Source organism: Actinomadura nitritigenes (assembly GCF_017573545.1).
GTDB classification, from domain to species: domain Bacteria; phylum Actinomycetota; class Actinomycetes; order Streptosporangiales; family Streptosporangiaceae; genus Spirillospora; species Spirillospora nitritigenes.
In genome coordinates, this window is sequence record NZ_JAGEOK010000001.1 from 366,036 (window position 1) to 381,939 (window position 15,904).

The window sequence follows — 15,904 nt, forward strand, 5'->3', positions numbered from 1 at the left end:
GCCTGCGGCCCGCGAAGTCCGGGTCGCTCTGTGAGTGTGTCATCGCCCTGCGTGCTCCGTCTGCGGTTTCGGGGGCCCTTTCTCGCGGGCGGTCCCGCCGCCGATTCCACCTTGGGCGCCGCGGGGCCGTACCGTAGTGCGCCGTGTCCACCGCCTCCGACAACGCGGCCGCCAGCCTCGACGACGTGCTGGTCGGCGAGGCCGTGCTGGGCGTGTACCGGCAGATGTTCGCGGCGCTGGCGCGCGACAGCGGCGCCGTGGTGGACGATCCGGAGCTGGTGGACGTCGCCGAGACGCTGCTCGCCGCGTTCGCCGACGCGGGCGAGGACGGGCTGAGCCGGGAGCAGATGCGGTACGTGTGCCGCCGGTACCCGTCCGAGGTGTTCGAGAACCGGCTGCGGGTGCTGAAGGGGCTCGGCGCCGTCCGGGAGGTGTTCCCCAAGCCGAACCAGCTGCGGTACCGGGCGTCGTTCACCAGCGTGGTCGGGCTGATGTTCGTCCGGCGGATGATGCTGGACGGCGGGCAGAGCGAGATGCACCGGCTCCTGGCGCTGGAGCAGCTCAACGTCGCCGACCCGCGGATGACGCCCGAGCAGGCGCGCGACGGCGCGGACGGCCTGGCCCGCGCGTTCCGGCTGTGGAGCGTCGAGCTCGTCACCCTCACCAACGGGACGATCGAGGAGCTGCGGGAGCAGGCGCCGAAGCTGTGGGGCACCGAGGAGATCCTGCTGCGCGCCGAGCGGCTGCACGGGGCGATCCTGCGGCGGTGGCCGCAGCTCGACCGCACCTGCACGGACCTGCGCGCCGCCATCTACGCCTACGGCGACGCGTCGCGGCGCGCGGCCGCGCGCCTGACGGACTCCGCGGGCACGACCCGCAACCTCACCCTGCTTCCGCCCGAGACGTGGCGCACCTTCTCGCGCACCGCCGGCCGCGAGGAGCTCGCGGCCGTCCTGGACGGTTTCGTGTTCGACGCCGCCGCGCCGTGGCACGAGCCGTCCGCGGTGGTGACCGCCGTGGAGGACGGGCCCCGCGCGACCCCGCCCCGGCCGGCGCCGCCGCGGCCGTCCGTGCCCGACACCGGGCTGTCGTCGGAGACCGGCTCCGACATCACCGCGATGGAGCGGCTGCGCGCCATGGCCGAGGAGGTCCTGCGCGGGCGGGACCGGGTCGCCGTGCACGACGTCCTCGCGCAGGACTGGGTGACCGCGCGCCGGACGCTGGCCGACCTGTCGTCGGCCCACCTGCACCCGGAGCTCCCGTACCGGCTCGTCTGGTCGGACGGCCTGGACGTGCGCCCGGACGGGGCGCCCACCTGGGTGACGCCCGGATGGTTCGAGAGGACGTGACCGTGGACCCGCAGGTTCTCGCGCGGGCCCGCGCCCGCGTGCTCGGCGCCACGTCGGTCGCGGCGGCCGATCCCGTCCCGGCGGGCACGGCCGCGGCCACGGACGGCGACCGGGTGTGGCTGCTGCCGGTCTGGCCGGACGGCGCCACGCCCGCGCTCCTGGAGGAGTACCAGACCGCGCCCATGCCGCTGGACCGCGCGGGCCAGGCGCGCCGCGTCCTCGCCGCCGCGCTGCGGTGCTGCTGGACGCGGCTGGACGACGCTCCGTGGCCGGGCGCGCCGGCCACGGTCGCGGCCGTCCTGGAGGTCTACGCGGACATGTCCCGTGGGGACGCGGACCTGGCGCGCCGGTGGGCCACCGGCGAGCTGCGCCGCCTGGCCGACACCGGGTGGCTCCTCCTGGACGAGGGCACCGCCGCGAAGGGCGGTACCGTCCGTCCCGGTCCGCGGGTCTCCCTGTGGGCGGAGCACACGCTGTCGTCGCTGCGCTCCCTCCTGCACCGCCTGCCCGAACCGCCGCCGCCTCCCGCGGAGTCGCACGCCCAGGACCCGCTCGACGGGCCTCCGGCCGTTCCGTCCCCCCGTCCGTCCGAACCGGCCGCCGGCGAGGCGCCGGCGTCGGCCGCGGAGCCTTCGGGGCCGGGTAGTGCGGGTGGTGAACGTGCGTCATCCGCGCCTCCTGCGGTGTTCAGGTCGCCTTCCGTGAACGAGCCTGCCGCGCCCCCGGCACCGGCGGCGGAGAAATCTCTTCCTGTGGATAACCTGCCGCCGGCGGGCCCCGGCGAGGCCGAGCCGGACCCGGAGGACGGCCCCCGGCCCGCACGCGAGGGCGGGTCGCGCGAGGAAGGTCCGGGGAGCGGCGGTGAGTGAGCTGTTCGAGGGCCTGCTGCGGAGCTATGACGAGCGGCGGCGGGCGGAGCTGGTCGCGGCGTACATGGCGGTGGAGCATGCCGCGGAGCCCGTGCCGGAGGTGCGGTTCCCGGCGCTGCGGGAGCCGGCGCTGCGGCGGACGGTCGAGGAGATGCTGGCGCTGAGCGGCCGGACGCTGGTCCGCTCGGAGCAGACGTCGTGGATCTCGGGATACCGGGACGACGTCGCGGCGGAGCTGGCGAAGGACGAGGAGTGCGTGCCGCCGGTGCGGGAGCGGGCGGTGCTGACGCTGGTGCTGATCCATTCGGTGGCGATCCCGCGGGCGGCGGGGCTGCTGGAGGACGACTCGTGGCTGTCGCCGTACCCGACGCCGGTGGAGGAGCTGAGGCGGCGGACGCAGCTGCCCGTCGGGGAGCTGGACGCGGCGCTGCGGCGGCTGCGGCTGGCCGGGCTGGTGGCGCAGGTGAAGGCGGGCGCCGACCCGGCCGACCCCGCGCAGGCGGGCGGCTTCGTGCCGGGGCCGCAGTTCCACCGGCTGACGCCGGCGGCCCGCAGGCGGCTGCAGGAGGAGCTGATCCTGGCCGCGGGGCCGGACTCGCCGCTGGCGGCGGCGATCCGGGCGCGGCGGCGGGGGCGGGAACGCGAGCAGGGGGAGAGCGAATGACGGCCGTGCTGGAACCGCTGGTGCCGGGGCCCGTCCGGGACGCGGAGAACCTCGTCGGCGACCGGACGCTGGTGGCGGTGCAGGCGGTGAACATCTCGCGGCTGTCGACGCATCCGGTGCCGACCGTCCCGGGCACGCTGATCGTGGTGGCGGGGCAGGGCCCGAAGGACTCCAACGGGGCGGGCAAGTCGTCGTTCATCGCGGCGATCACGGCGCTGCTGGGCGACGAGCAGTGGCGGTTCGCGTCGGGTGCGCGGGCGGTGGCGGAGCTGCTGTTCAACGCGGAGCTGGCGGCGCAGGGCGACAGCCAGTGGGCGAGCGCGGACCACGGGTACATCGTGGGCGTCTTCGACTACGCCGACGCGGCCGACCCGGACGGCCGGAACGACGGCGAGGACGGGCGAGACGAGGACGGGGACGGCGACCGCGAGACCGCGCTGACCGTGTGGCTGCGGGTGAACGTGGACGCGCCGCATCTGGAGATCCGCTGGCAGGAGGGCGTGTACCTCGCGTCGGCGCCGTCGGAGGCGGGACGGGTCGCGCTCGCGGACCGGCTGTGGGCGAGCCTGCCGCGCAGCGCCGGCCGCCGCGACCTGGTGGCGAAGGACCTGAGCCGCGTCCTGTACGGCGGCCAGGTGCGGTGCGTGTCGTTCCTGTCGACGTCGGTGCGCTCGAAGGTCGCGACGAACCTGCTGTCGCAGCCGCTGAACGAGATCAGCCCGGAGCGGATCTTCAGCGCGATCGCGGCGCTGACCGGGCTGGACCGGGAGCTGGAGGCCGAGCGGAAGTCGCGGGCGGAGGAGCACCGGGAGCGGGCGAAGGCGGCGGAGGCGGCGGACCGGCTCGCGGAGTGGGAGCGCGAGGCGGCGGCGCTGCTGAAGACGTTCGACCGGCGCGACCGGGCGCGCGAGGAGGTCGCGGCGGCGCTGCGGCACTGGCGGACGCGGCAGGCGCGGCTGCTCGCGGACGCGGCCGAGGCCGACGCGGCGCTCGCCGCCGAGCAGGAGGGGCTGCGGGCCGAGGCGGAGGAGCTGGCCGCGGCGGCGAAGGCGGCGGAGCGGGAGATCGAGCAGCTCACCGGCGGCGCGCTGGACGCGCGGCTCGGCGAGGCGGGCGCCGCGCTCGCCGAGCTGAAGGGGCAGGCCGACAAGCTCGGCGCGGACAAGGCGGTCGCCCGCAACCGGCTGGAGGAGCTGCGGCGGCAGGTGTCGGCGCTGGAGGACCGGCGGCGGGAGGCCGACGGGCGGGACGGCGCCGCCGCGAAGGCGGAGCTGGCCGACGCGGAGGCGCGCCGTGACGAGGCGCAGCAGGAGTTCGGGATGGCGCGCGGCTCCATCGCGCGGGCGGAGCGGTCGCTGGTGGAGGCGGAGGCGGGCGAGAGCAGCGCGCCCGCGCAGATCCGGGCGCTGGCCGCCGCCGGGATCGCGGCGGTGGGGCTGCTGGACGCGGTGGAGCTGGCGGAGGACGTCCGTGACCGGTGGGAGGCCGCGCTGTGGCCGTACCGGGAGGCCGTCGTGGTCGGGACGTCCGATCTGGACGCGGCGGCGGACGCGCTGAAGGGCCTGCCCGGCTCGATGATCGTCCCGGCGGACGGTGACCTGAACCCGGGCGGCGAGCCGGTGCCGGGACATCCCGGGGGCGTCCGGTGCGCGCTGCCGCTGACGCGCTTCTTCGGCGCCTTCGACGGCGACGGGAAGGGCGTCGTGATCGTCGGCGGGTTCCCCGAGCCGGTGACGGGGCGGGTGGCGCGCGTGCAGGCGGCGCGGGCCGCGTTGGAGGCGGCCAAGGAGGCGCTGGAGAGCGCGCGGCAGGCGACGTCCGACGCCGCCGCCGACGTGGCGCGTGCGGGCCGCCGCCTCGCGGGCGCGCGGGCGGCGGACGAGCTGGACGCCGTGCACGAGCGCATGGCGGAGTTGCGGGCGCAGCTGGAGGAGCTGGCGGGCAGCGAGTCGAAGCTCGGCCCCCGGCTGGGGTCGGCGGAGCAGGCCGTGCGGCGGCTCCAGGCGAAGGCGGACACGCGCGCGCTGGAGGTGGACCGGCTGCGCGGACGCAAGGAGGCGCACGACCGGGACCGCGACCGGGTGCGGCGCAAGGCCGCGGAGCTGGCGGACAAGCGCGCGGCGCTCGGCCTGGAGGAGCTTGAGAAGGAGTGGGGCGGGTCCCGGGACGGCGCCGCCGAGTGGCTGTCCGGCCTCGGCGACGACGAGGCGACGTGGACGCCCGCCGAGTGGTGGCACACCGCCGAGAAGCACCTGGCGGAGGCGCTGCGGCGCGTCTTCCCCGACGGCCCGTCCGATGAGGACATGCCGGAGGAGACGCGGTTCCTGCTGCGGGAGCGCGCCGAGGGCGAGGGCCGCCGCACCGACCGCGAGCAGGCCACGTTCCTGCGGCTGGCGAAGTCGCTGGAGGGCTATCTGCGCCGCCAGGAGGACTACGAGAAGCACCAGCGGCGGCAGATCGAGGTGCAGCTGTCCGGGCGCCGCGCCGACCTGGAGAAGGCGCGCAAGGGCGCGACGGAGGCGGCGGGCGCCGCGGAGGCGCACCGGACGGCGCTGACGGCGGCGATCCGGGCGCGGCTCCAGCGGGTGTCGGAGGAGTTCGAGAAGCTGGACGTGACGTACGGCGGGTACGGCTCGACGCTGGAGTTCCCGACGCCGGAGCAGCCGGGCGATCCGGAGCGGGAGTGGCGCTGGCGGGTGACGCCGAAGTGGCGGCGCTCGGACGGCCAGCGGTACGTCCCGTACAACCGGCGCGCGAACACCGCGCTGATGGACGAGAAGGCGGTCAAGCTGGTGTGCGCGGCGGCGCTGGCCAGTTCCGGCGGCGGTCGGCTGTGCCTGGTGCTGGACGAGCTGGGCCGCAACCTGGGCAAGGAGCACCGCAAGGAGGCCGTGGCGCTGTTCCGCAAGATCGGCGAGACGCACGGCATCACGGTGATCGGCGCGCTGCAGGACGACATGGAGCCGTACGCGATCGACGCGTGCGGGCAGTACGTGAAGCTGCGCCGCTCGTCGGACACGATGCCGTACAACGAGCCGCCGGTCGTCGTCGGGTACGACGAGCACGAGCCGCGGGTCCGGAAGCTGGCGGAGGCGGTCACCCGGGCGCGGGCCCACGTGGCCGGCCCGACCGGCGTCACCGGCGCGACCGGCGCGACCACCGAGGCGCCGTAAATCATGTGAAGGCGGCGGGCGAATTCGGAAGGATGCCCGGCATGCGTGCTGACGAGCTCCTGACCGAGATCGAACCGCTGCCGTTCGGGGAGCGCTGCCGCCGCCTGGCGGACCTGCGCCGGCGGGCCGGCACGCCGGAGCCGGCGGCGCTGCTCGGCGAGCTGGCGGGCGGCGGCCACTACGAGCGGTCGGTGGCGCTGTTCGTCGCGTCGGCCGTGCGGGACGAGGCGTCGCTCGCGCACATCGCCCGCGCCATGGGCGACGCCGACGCGGAGCTGGCGTGCCGGGCGATCCGGCTGTACGTCTTGCACGGGAACGGCCCGGAGCCGTTCCTCGCCGGGCTCGGCGACGCGCCCGCGGCGATCCGCTCGGAGATCTACGACGCCGTCCGCAGGCGGCGCCGCGCGGACCTGGCGGACGCGCTCGTCGGGCCGGTCGCGGACCGCTGGGGCGTGGAGGAGGCCGCCGCGCTGCTGCCCGCCTGCAGCCCGCCGGTGGCGGCCGAGCGGATCGACGCGTTCGCGCGCGCCGTCCCGAACTGGGCGTCGCTCGGCGGCGCGCATCCCGGCGTCGTCCTGGACCATGCGGAGCGGCGGCTCGCGGAGGCGGCTGACTGGCTGCGCGCGGGGCTGTGGGGGCTGTACGGGCCCGGCATCGCGGCGGCGGTGCAGCACGACCCGGGACGCGTCGTCGGTTTGCTGGAGCGGTTCGGCGGCGACCCGGGCCTGCCGTTCGCGCTGGATCCGAAGGCCGGTGTGCTGGTGGAGGCGGAGCCGGTCCGGATGATCCGGCTGCTGACCTCCGAGCGGTACGAGCGCTCGCTGCGCCGGGTGCTGGGGCGCAGGTCCGTCCGGGACCGGCTGGCGGCCCTCGGCGACGGCGACGTGGCGCGGGTGGCGCGGGTCGTCCGCGAGGACGGCCATGCGCTCCGCCTCCTGCTGAAGGCGTTCCCGCCGTCCCGCCGCGAGCGGGTGTTCGACGCGGCGATGGCCGGGGTGGAGCTGTCGGCCGTCGAGCTGGACGAGTCGCTCCTGGACGTCCTGCCGCGCGCGCTCCGGACGCGGGAGGCGCGGCGGATGCTGCGCCTGCGCCGGGTCGCCGAGACGCCCGCGCGCTACTGGAGCATCAGCGCGTTCCTTCCGTACGAGGAGGGCCTGCCGGTCCTGGAGGCGCTGACCCGCCGCCCGGACGCCGACGACCGCGCGACCGGCTACGCGCTGCTCATCGCGTGCGCGGGCCGCAGCCGGGATCCCGAGACGCTGACCGCGACGCTGGAGTCGCTCGTCCGGCTGCGCAACGAGCAGGACCCCGTCCGGTACTCGGCGCTGAACGCGCTCGCGAACGTCCCGGAGGGCCTGCTGCGCGGCGAGCACGCGGCGGCGGTGGCGCGGTTCGCCGACGACGCGCTGGCCGCCCGCGACTGCTCGTACATAACCCGGCAGGCACTCGGGCGGATCGCCGCCGCGTTCTGCCGGCAGGGCGCGATCCGCGACGACGCCGACCTGGTCGTGTTCGGGCTGGAGCTGGTCGAGCGGCTCATCGGCCATGCCGGCGCGGTGTTCCTCGGCCGCCTCGACCGCGCGCTGCGGCACGGCCAGGAGTTCCGGCTCGCCGACACGCTCGCGCCCCACCTCGACGCGGCCGCGCGCCGCGACGACCACCGGCTCGCGCTGGTGCTCGTCCGGGCGCTGGGCCGCCGCGCGCACCACGTCACGCGCCTCCAGGACGCGCTGGAGGCGGCGCTCGACGCGCGCAGCGACGACGTCCTCACGCAGGCCATCGGGCTGTGGCTCGCTCCCCCGGGCACCCGCGCCGACCGCGTCGGGCGGGTCGTCGCGAAGGACCCGTCGGCCGTCGCGGTCCCGGCCGTCCTGGCCGCGATCGCCCGCGAGCGCACCGACCTGCTGCACCTGGTCCTCGGCGGGACGACACCGCCCGGACGGTTCCAGCGCGCGGACGTCACCTACGTCCCGCACATGGCCGCGGCGTGGATGCGGCGGTGGACGTCCCGGCAGCGCGGCGCCTACCTCGGCCTGCTCGCCCGCGTGGCCGGGAACGAGGAGCAGCCGGGCGACGCGCGGGCGAGCGCGATCCGGACCATGGGCACGGTCCCCGGCGTGGACGCGGCCCGGCTGCGCCCCTACCTCGACTCCGGCGACGACCGGATCCGGCGCACCGCGCTGACCGCCGTGGCGTGGACGGCGTCCCCGCAGGGCGTCCTGCCGGATCTGCTCGCGCACGCCGCCACGGACCACGCGCACGTCGCCATGTACGCGATGACCCGTGCGGCCCGGTTCGTCCGGCCGTCGGAGCTGGCGGCGGTCCTGGGACCGGCGCTCCGGGAAGGCAAGATCACCGCGCGCAAGGAGGCGCTGCGGATCCTGCTGCACAACCGGGTGCCGGACGCCCTGGACCTGGTCGCCTCCGCCTGGGACGACCCCGGCCAGCACCGGGACGTCCGCGCCGCGATCGCCTCGGCGGTCCGCCCGTACCTGGCCGACCCGGTGGCGCGGCGGATCCTGGGCGAGGCCGCGGACGGCCCGCGCGACCTGGCCCGCCAGGTGCTGGGAACGCCGCCGCTGGCCGTCGAGGAGCGGTTCCGCGGCTTCTACGCCTCGCTGGTCCTGCGGGTGGCGGGCTCCGACGACACCGAGGCGCGCGCCGCCGCGCTGCCGAACGTCCCCCAGTGGGCGCAGTGGGCGCCGGACGCTCCGGCGGTACTGGCCGGTCTCGTCACCGACCTCGCCGTGACCGAGGGCTGGAAGCCCGCCCTGGACGCCCTGGTCGGCTGCGTCGTCGCCGGTTACGGCGCGGCGGAACTCGGCGCGGCCGCGGCCCGCCTGGCGGCCGCGCCCGACGAGCCGAGCGCCGGAGCCGAACGGGACCTGCCCGCGTTCCAGCGGCTGGCGGCGCTGGCCGGCGCGGTGCGCGCCGCCGCGGACCGCGACCGCGACCGGGCCGGGCGGGCCGTCGCCGCCCTGGACGGCCTCCTCCCCGGCGACCTCGCCCGCGAACTGGCCGCCGCGACCCTGCGCTGGGACGCCCCCGGCACGGCCGCCGCGCTGGACGCCCTCGCGGACGGGTGCGCCGGCGGGGTCCTCGCGGCCCGGGAGGTCGCCGAGGCCCTCGTCCCGTGGGCGGACGAGACGTGGATCGACTACCCGGAGTACGTCTCCGTCCCCGCCGGCACGCCCGAGCCCGAAGCGGTCCTCCCCCACGCGGAACGGCTGGCCGGACGCGGCGACCTCGCGGGCGGGCTGTTCGCCGCCGCGCTCACCGGCGCCCACGCCCCCCGCGCGGGCTGGCCCGCCTCGTGGCGCTCGGTGCTCCGCGCCCTGCGCGCCCACCCGCACCCGGACGTGGCGTTCACCGCGAGAGGCATCCTCACCGCGCGGGAGTGACCAACCTTCCGGCGGTATGCCGCGTCACAATGGTGGACCGATCGGGACGAACCCAAGGGGTGGCCGGTGACGCAGTGGCGGGTTTCGGGATTCGAGGAGGTGCGCGAGCTCGGCCGCGGCGCCCAGGGACGGGTGGCGCTGGCCCGGCACGGCGGGACCGGTGCGCCCGTCGCCATCAAGTACCTGCCCGCCGACGCCGATCCGCGCGCCAGGGACGCCTTCCGCAACGAGGCCCGGATGCTCGGCCGGGTCGACGACCCGCACGTGGCGCGGCTCTACCGGCTCGTCGAGACCGAGGACGGCACCGCGCTGATCATGGAGGCGGTCGAGGGCGTCTCCCTGAAGCGGGTCCTGGCCGAGCACGGCGCCCTCGCCCCCGAGGCGGCGCTGCTGGTCCTGAAGGGGTCGCTGCGCGGGCTCGCCGCCGCGCACGCCGCGGGGGTCGTGCACCGCGACTACAAGCCCGCCAACGTCGTCGTCCGCGCGGACGGCCTCAGCAAGCTCATCGACTTCGGCATCGCCGTGTGGACGGGCGAGGGCGACCGGTCGGGCACCCCCGCCTACATGGCGCCCGAGCAGTGGCGCGGCGAACCCGCCACCCCGGCCACCGACGTCTACGCCGCCACGTGCGTCTTCTACGAGTGCGTCGCCGGTGAGCGGCCCTACCGCGCGGACGACCGGGTCGCGCTGATGGGGCAGCACGCGAACGCGCCCGTCCCGGCGGAGAAGGTCCCCGAGCCGCTGCGCGCGCTGGTGCTGCAGGGGATGGCCAAGGACGCCGCGTACCGCCCGCCGAGCGCCGCCCACTTCGCCGGCGAGCTCGACCGCATCGCCGTCCGGGCGTACGGCCCGGACTGGGAGCAGCGGGGGGTGCGCGCCCTGGCCATCGCGGCCACCGCCCTCGCCGCGCTGTTCCCGCTCGCCGCCGCGGGCCTGCTGCCCGGCGGTGCGGGCGCGGCGGGCGCCGGTACGGCGGGGGCGGCGGGCGCGGCGGGGACGAGCGGGGCCGCGACGGGCTCGGGCGGGCTCCTGTCGGCGGTCGGCACCAAGGCGGGCGTCGCGATCGCGGGCGCCGCCGTCGCCGGCACCGCCGCGGTCGGCGTCGGGGTCTACGCCGCGACCCGCCCCGACCGCGACCGGCACACCCCCGTCGCGGCCGCGGCGACGGCCACGCCGACGCCGTCCGGGCAGCGGATGTCGTTCGGCACGTTCACCCTCACGACCCCGGTGGACTGGAGGCTCTCGCCGCTGACCGACCTGCCGGGCCGCCCCAAGGGCGACTACTGGGTGAACTCCCCTGGCGAGTGCTCCCCGTCCACGATCGGCGCCCGGAAGGACAAGAACCGGAAGGCCTACGACAACAACTGCCCCGGCTTCGTGGTGATCGGCGAACCGTGGCGCAACGACCAGCAGAACGGCTGGAGCGGCTTCAGCCCCAATCGCCCCTGGGGGCCGGAGACCGAGGCCGTGCGGACCTGCCCGCACCGGGGCGACCTCAACGGCATCGGCACCGAGGCCGACCGGGCCAAGCCGGTCCGCACGGGCACCGCGAAGGTCGGGACGCGGACGGCCCAGTACCGCGAGTGGCGCATCCACTGCCTCGTCCTGCAGGGCGCCGACCAGTTCAAGCCCACGAGCGTGACCTACGTCCAGCGGTTCTGGTACCTGACGGAGCCGCGCCTCCTCATCCTCGACGAGTTCGGCACCCCGGACCTCGACAAGATCCTCGCGAAAGCGACCTGGACCTGACGGGAGGGACACCCCATGGCGGAGTGGCGGGTGCCCGGGTTCGACGAGGTGCGGGAGCTGGGACGGGGCGCGCAGGGCCGGGTCGTGCTGGCGCGGCACGCGGACCGCGGCACACCGGTCGCGATCAAGTACCTCGCGGCCGGCGCCGATCCGGAGGCGCGGGACCGGTTCCGCGACGAGGCGCGGATGCTCGGCCGGGTCGACGACCCCCATGTGGCCCGGCTCTACCGGCTCGTCGAGAACGGCGACGACCTCGCCATCGTGATGGAGGCGGTGGACGGCGTCCCGTTCCGGGAGATCCTGCGCAGGTACGGGGCGCTGGAGCCGGAGGCGGCGCTCAGCGCGCTGAAGGGGTCGCTCCTCGGGCTCGCCGCGGCGCACGCCGCCGGGGTCGTCCACCGCGACTACAAGCCCGCGAACGTGATCGTCCCGGCGGACGGCCGCAGCCGGCTCGTCGACTTCGGCATCGCCGTCGTGGCGGGCGGCGCCTCCGCCGCGGGGACGCCGCTGTACATGGCGCCGGAGCAGTGGCGCGGCGAGCCCGCCACGCCCGCGACCGACGTGTACGCGGCGACGTGCGTCTTCTACGAGGCCCTGACCGGCCGCCGCCCGTACGGCGGGGACCGCGCGTCGATCATGGCGGGCCATCTCGGCGGCCCCGTGCCGGCCGAGCACGTCCCGGAGCCGCTGCGCCCGCTCGTCGCGCGCGGCATGGCCAAGGACCCGGCGGACCGCCCGGTCAGCGCGTCGGCGTTCGTCGGGCAGCTCGACGAGGTGGCGGGCGGCGCGTACGGGCCGGACTGGGAGTCGCGGGGCGTCCGCGCCCTGGCGGGCGCAGCCGTCGCGCTCGCCGCGCTGTTCCCGCTGGCCGCCGCCGGCCTCGTCCCGGCCGGTGCCGCGGGCGCGGGCGCCGCGGCCGGAGCCGGGACGGCGGGAGCCGCGGCGGGATCCGGCGGAGTGCTCGCGGCCGTCGGCACCAAGGCGGCCGTGGCCGTCGCCGCCACGGCCGTCGCCGGCACCACGATCGGCGGAGCCGCCGCCTACCGCGCCGCCCAGCCCGACCCGGCGTCCCACCACGCCGCCGCGGCGGCCAGTCCCACGCCGTCCGGTGTGCTGCTGCGGATCGGACCGCTGACCGTGCGCGCGCCCGCCTACTGGAAGGCGCATCTGGTCCCGTACATGCCGTCCGAGGCGCACCTTGGGGGCAAGCCCGACAGCTACTTCGTGAGCGCCTGGACGAAGTGCGGGAAGAGCCATTCGCTCGAAGCGTCGCTCGCCGCCAGCCAGACCTGGTGCCCGGGCTTCCACCTGTTCGGCCCGAGCCTGCTCACCGATCCCTCGGGGTACATCGCCGGCTCCTACCGCAGGAGCGACACCTACGCCTCGATGTTCACGCAGGACGAGGGGATGAACTGCCCCGACCACGACGAACTGCGCGCCGTCGGCGTGGCGGACGGCGCCGTGAAGACCGCCGACCGGCTCGCGCCCGTCGGCGACCGCAAGGCGGAGTACCGCGAATGGCGCGTCCCCTGCTACACGCGGGACAAGACCAGCCGCGACCCGGACGGGTTCGGTCCCACGCGCCGCACGTCCGTCTCCTACACGGAGCGGCTGTGGTACCTGCCGCAGTCGAAGATCCTGATCGTCGACCAGTGGAGCATCCCCGGCCTCGACCGCGTCCTCGCCGGCGCCACCTGGACCTGACGCGCACGGCGGGCCGTCCGTTCGACGGCCCGCCGTGCGCCGGGATCAGTCGGTCCTGCGGAGGTCGTCGGCGCCCTCCGCCAGTTCCCTCGCGGCGCGCCTGCCCGATCCGGACACGGCGGCGTCCAGCTCGTGCGCGAGCTCCTCCAGTTCCGCGCCGCCCGCCATGAGCGCGGTCAGCTCCTCGCGGGTGATCCCGTCCTTGGTGCGGTAGCCGATCGGGCGGCCCCGGTTGAGGATCAGGAAGCGGTCGCCGACCGGGTAGGCGTGGTGCGGGTTGTGGGTGATGAAGATGACCGCGAGGCCCCGCTCCCGCGCCTGCACGATGTACCGCAGGACGGTCCCCGCCTGCTTCACGCCGAGCGCGGCCGTCGGCTCGTCCAGCACCAGGGCCTTCGCGCCGAAGTAGACGGCGCGGGCGATCGCCACGCACTGCCGCTCGCCGCCGGACAGGGTGCCGATGGGCTGGTCGACGTCGCGCAGGTCGATGCCCATCGCCGCCAGCTCGGCCTTGGCGGTGCGGCGCATGAACGCGATGTCCATGCGGCCGAACCCCTTGCGCTTCTCCGAGCCGAGGAAGAAGTTCCGCCAGACCGGCATCAGCGGGACGACCGCGAGGTCCTGGTAGACGGTCGCGATGCCGCGGTCGAGCGCGTCGCGCGGCGAGGAGAACGCCACCGGTTCGCCCTGCACCTCGTAGGTGCCGAGGTCGTGCCGGTGCAGCCCGGCGACGATCTTGATGAGGGTGGACTTGCCGGCGCCGTTGTCGCCGAGCACGCAGGTCACCTCGCCGGCGGAAGCCTCCAGGTCCACGTCCCGCAGCGCGATGACGTTGCCGTAGTTCTTGCCGACGCCGGCCAGCCTGACCAGCGGCGGCGCCGCCGCGCCCGCCTCCCGCGCCTCCGCCGTCATGTCGACCGCTCCACTCTGCGCCGCACGATCAGGTTGACCACGGTGGCGATGAGCAGCATCGCGCCGAGGAAGAACCGGAACCAGTCCGGGTTCCACTCGGCGTACACGATGCCCTTGTTCACCATGCCGAAGATGAACGCGCCGATCGCCGCGCCGATCGCCGACCCGTAGCCGCCGGTCAGCAGGCAGCCGCCGATGACCGCGCAGATGATGTAGTTGAACTCGTTGCCGACGCCCTCGCCGGACTGGACGGTCGCGAACGCGAACACCAGGTGCATCCCGGAGAACCAGCCGCAGAACGCCACGCCCATGAACAGGCCGATCTTCGTGCGGGCGACGGGGACGCCGACCGCGCGGGCGCTGCCGGCCGCGCCGCCCACCGCGAAGATCCAGTTGCCGGCGCGGGTGCGCAGCAGGATCCAGGTCGCGACCGCGACGAACAGCAGCCACCAGAACACCGTGATCTTGACGTTGACGCCGGCGATGTCGACGTCGGACGCGAACACCTTCCGCGCGCTCTCGAAGCCGTCCATGTCCCGGACGGAGTCGGACGCGACGTTCCCCGTGACCGCCTTCGTCACGCCGAGGTTCGCCCCGGCGAGCATGAAGAAGGTCGCGAGGGTGACGATGAAGCTCGGCAGGCCCGTCCTGATGTAGAGCAGGCCGTTCAGCGCGCCGATCGCCAGCGTCACGGCGAGCGAGATCGCGACGCCGACCCACAGGTTCAGGGTGAGCTGGTAGCTGACCAGCGTCGCGACCAGCGCCGCCGTCGTCACCAGGACCCCGGCGGACAGGTCGAACTCGCCGCCGATCATCAGCAGCGACACCCCGACCGCCATGATCCCGAACGTCGAGCTCGCGTACAGCACCGTCGAGAACGAGTCGGCCTGCAGGAACGCGTCGGCGACCAGCGAGAAGAACACGAACACCGCGACCGCGCCGAGCAGCGCGCCGAACTCGGGCCGGCGCAGCAGCCGCCGCAGGGGCGACTGCCGCGCCAGCCGTTCGTCCGGCACGGCCGCGGGCGGCTCGGCGACCGCCTGCGTCACCGCGTCCCCCGGACGGCGAAGCCCTCCAGCGAGGCGGCGTTGTCCTTGGTGACGATCGCGGGCCCGGTCAGCACCGGACGGCCGCCGCCGAGCACGTTGCCGTTGGTCCTGTAGAGCCACAGCTCGTCCACGGCCTCGTAGCCCTGCAGGTAGGGCTGCTGGTCGACGGCGAACTGGATGTCACCGGACTTGATCGAGGCGATCAGGTCCTTGTTCAGGTCGAACGTGGCGACCTTGGCCTTGCCGCCGGTCTCCTTGACCGAGTCGACGGCGGTCGCGGCGAACGGCGCGCCGAGCGTCAGGATCCCGTCGATGCCCTTGTCCGACTGGAGCTTGGCGGTGATCGACGACTTGACCTGCGGCATGTCGCTGCCCTGCACGTACAGGTTCTGCAGCTGCCCGGAGAAGGTCTTCTTCGCGCCGGCGCAGCGGCTCTCCAGGCCGACGTTGCCCTGCTCGTGCACCACGCACAGCGCCTTCTTCACGCCGATCTTCGCCAGCTGCTCGCCGGCCGCCTCGCCCGCGATCGACTCGTCCTGCCCGAAGTGCGCGAGCGCGCCGAGCTTCGCCGAGTCCTCCGCGCCGGAGTTGATCGACACGACGGGGATCTTCGCGGCCGTGGCGCGGGCCAGGACGTCCTTCATCGCGTCGGGCTTGGCCAGGGTGACGATGATGCCGTCGACCTTCTGGTCGATCGCGGTCTGGACGAGCTGCGCCTGCTTGCCCCCGTCCGGGTCGGCCGAGTAGAGGAACTGGACGTTGTCCTTGGCGGCGGCCGCCTTGGCCCCCTTCTGGACGATGTCCCAGAAGGTGTCGCCGGGCGCCGAGTGGGTGACCATCGCGATCTTCAGCCGGGGGCCGCTCCCGCCGGTCGCCTTCTCCTCGCTCTTCTTGCCGCCGGAGCTGCTGCACGCGCCGAGCGCCAGCGCCCCCGCCAGGGTCAGCGCCGCCAGGCGGGTGACGGGCGCGCGGCCCCTGCCGGGTGCACGGCCTTTGAACGACGTTCGCGCGAACACGCCTTTCATACGGACGCT

10 protein-coding genes are annotated in these 15,904 nt (G+C 75.6%); 7 read left to right on the plus strand and 3 right to left on the minus strand.

Features of this window, described 5'->3' with window-relative positions:
* Nucleotides 1-143: 143 nt before the first annotated feature.
* The 7 genes from J4557_RS01435 to J4557_RS50670 all read left to right on the plus strand — a co-directional run bounded on the left by J4557_RS01435 (nucleotide 144) and on the right by J4557_RS50670 (nucleotide 12,909).
* Nucleotides 144-1,349, plus strand: a complete 1,206-nt coding sequence (locus J4557_RS01435) for a hypothetical protein (RefSeq protein WP_208264452.1) — start codon at nucleotides 144-146, stop codon at nucleotides 1,347-1,349.
* A 2-nt stretch (nucleotides 1,350-1,351) separates the two neighbouring features.
* Nucleotides 1,352-2,218 (plus strand): hypothetical protein, encoded by an 867-nt coding sequence (locus J4557_RS49160; RefSeq protein WP_243775090.1) that lies wholly within the window; start codon nucleotides 1,352-1,354, stop codon nucleotides 2,216-2,218.
* The gene (locus J4557_RS01445; protein ID WP_208264453.1) at nucleotides 2,211-2,882 is read left to right on the plus strand and encodes a DprA-like winged helix domain-containing protein; all 672 of its coding nucleotides are present in this window, start codon (nucleotides 2,211-2,213) and stop codon (nucleotides 2,880-2,882) included. Before J4557_RS49160 ends, J4557_RS01445 begins: the two co-directional genes overlap by 8 nt.
* A complete protein-coding gene (locus J4557_RS01450; protein WP_208264454.1) occupies nucleotides 2,879-6,055 on the plus strand; it encodes a coiled-coil domain-containing protein in 3,177 nt (1,058 codons plus the stop codon). Before J4557_RS01445 ends, J4557_RS01450 begins: the two co-directional genes overlap by 4 nt.
* 41 nt (nucleotides 6,056-6,096) lie before the next feature.
* Nucleotides 6,097-9,456, plus strand: a complete 3,360-nt coding sequence (locus J4557_RS01455; RefSeq protein WP_208264455.1) for a hypothetical protein — start codon at nucleotides 6,097-6,099, stop codon at nucleotides 9,454-9,456.
* A 66-nt stretch (nucleotides 9,457-9,522) separates the two neighbouring features.
* Entirely contained in the window at nucleotides 9,523-11,205 is a 1,683-nt protein-coding gene (locus J4557_RS01460) for a serine/threonine-protein kinase (RefSeq protein ID WP_208264456.1), read from the plus strand.
* A 15-nt stretch (nucleotides 11,206-11,220) separates the two neighbouring features.
* The gene (locus J4557_RS50670) at nucleotides 11,221-12,909 is read left to right on the plus strand and encodes a serine/threonine-protein kinase (protein ID WP_279575928.1); all 1,689 of its coding nucleotides are present in this window, start codon (nucleotides 11,221-11,223) and stop codon (nucleotides 12,907-12,909) included.
* Between the two features lie 45 nt (nucleotides 12,910-12,954).
* Here J4557_RS50670 and J4557_RS01470 read toward each other — a convergent pair whose 3' ends face one another.
* The 3 genes from J4557_RS01470 to J4557_RS01480 are packed head-to-tail and all read right to left on the minus strand — an operon-like array spanning nucleotide 12,955 to nucleotide 15,886.
* Entirely contained in the window at nucleotides 12,955-13,821 is an 867-nt protein-coding gene (locus J4557_RS01470; RefSeq protein ID WP_208264457.1) for an ATP-binding cassette domain-containing protein, read from the minus strand.
* On the minus strand, nucleotides 13,818-14,870 hold the full coding sequence (locus J4557_RS01475; RefSeq protein ID WP_208264458.1) for an ABC transporter permease: 1,053 nt from the start codon (nucleotides 14,868-14,870) through the stop codon (nucleotides 13,818-13,820). The genes J4557_RS01470 and J4557_RS01475 overlap by 4 nt, the downstream gene beginning before the upstream one ends.
* Nucleotides 14,867-15,886: a sugar ABC transporter substrate-binding protein gene (locus tag J4557_RS01480; protein ID WP_307799272.1), complete on the minus strand. Its 1,020-nt coding sequence runs from the start codon at nucleotides 15,884-15,886 to the stop codon at nucleotides 14,867-14,869. Before J4557_RS01480 ends, J4557_RS01475 begins: the two co-directional genes overlap by 4 nt.
* Nucleotides 15,887-15,904: the final 18 nt, after the last annotated feature.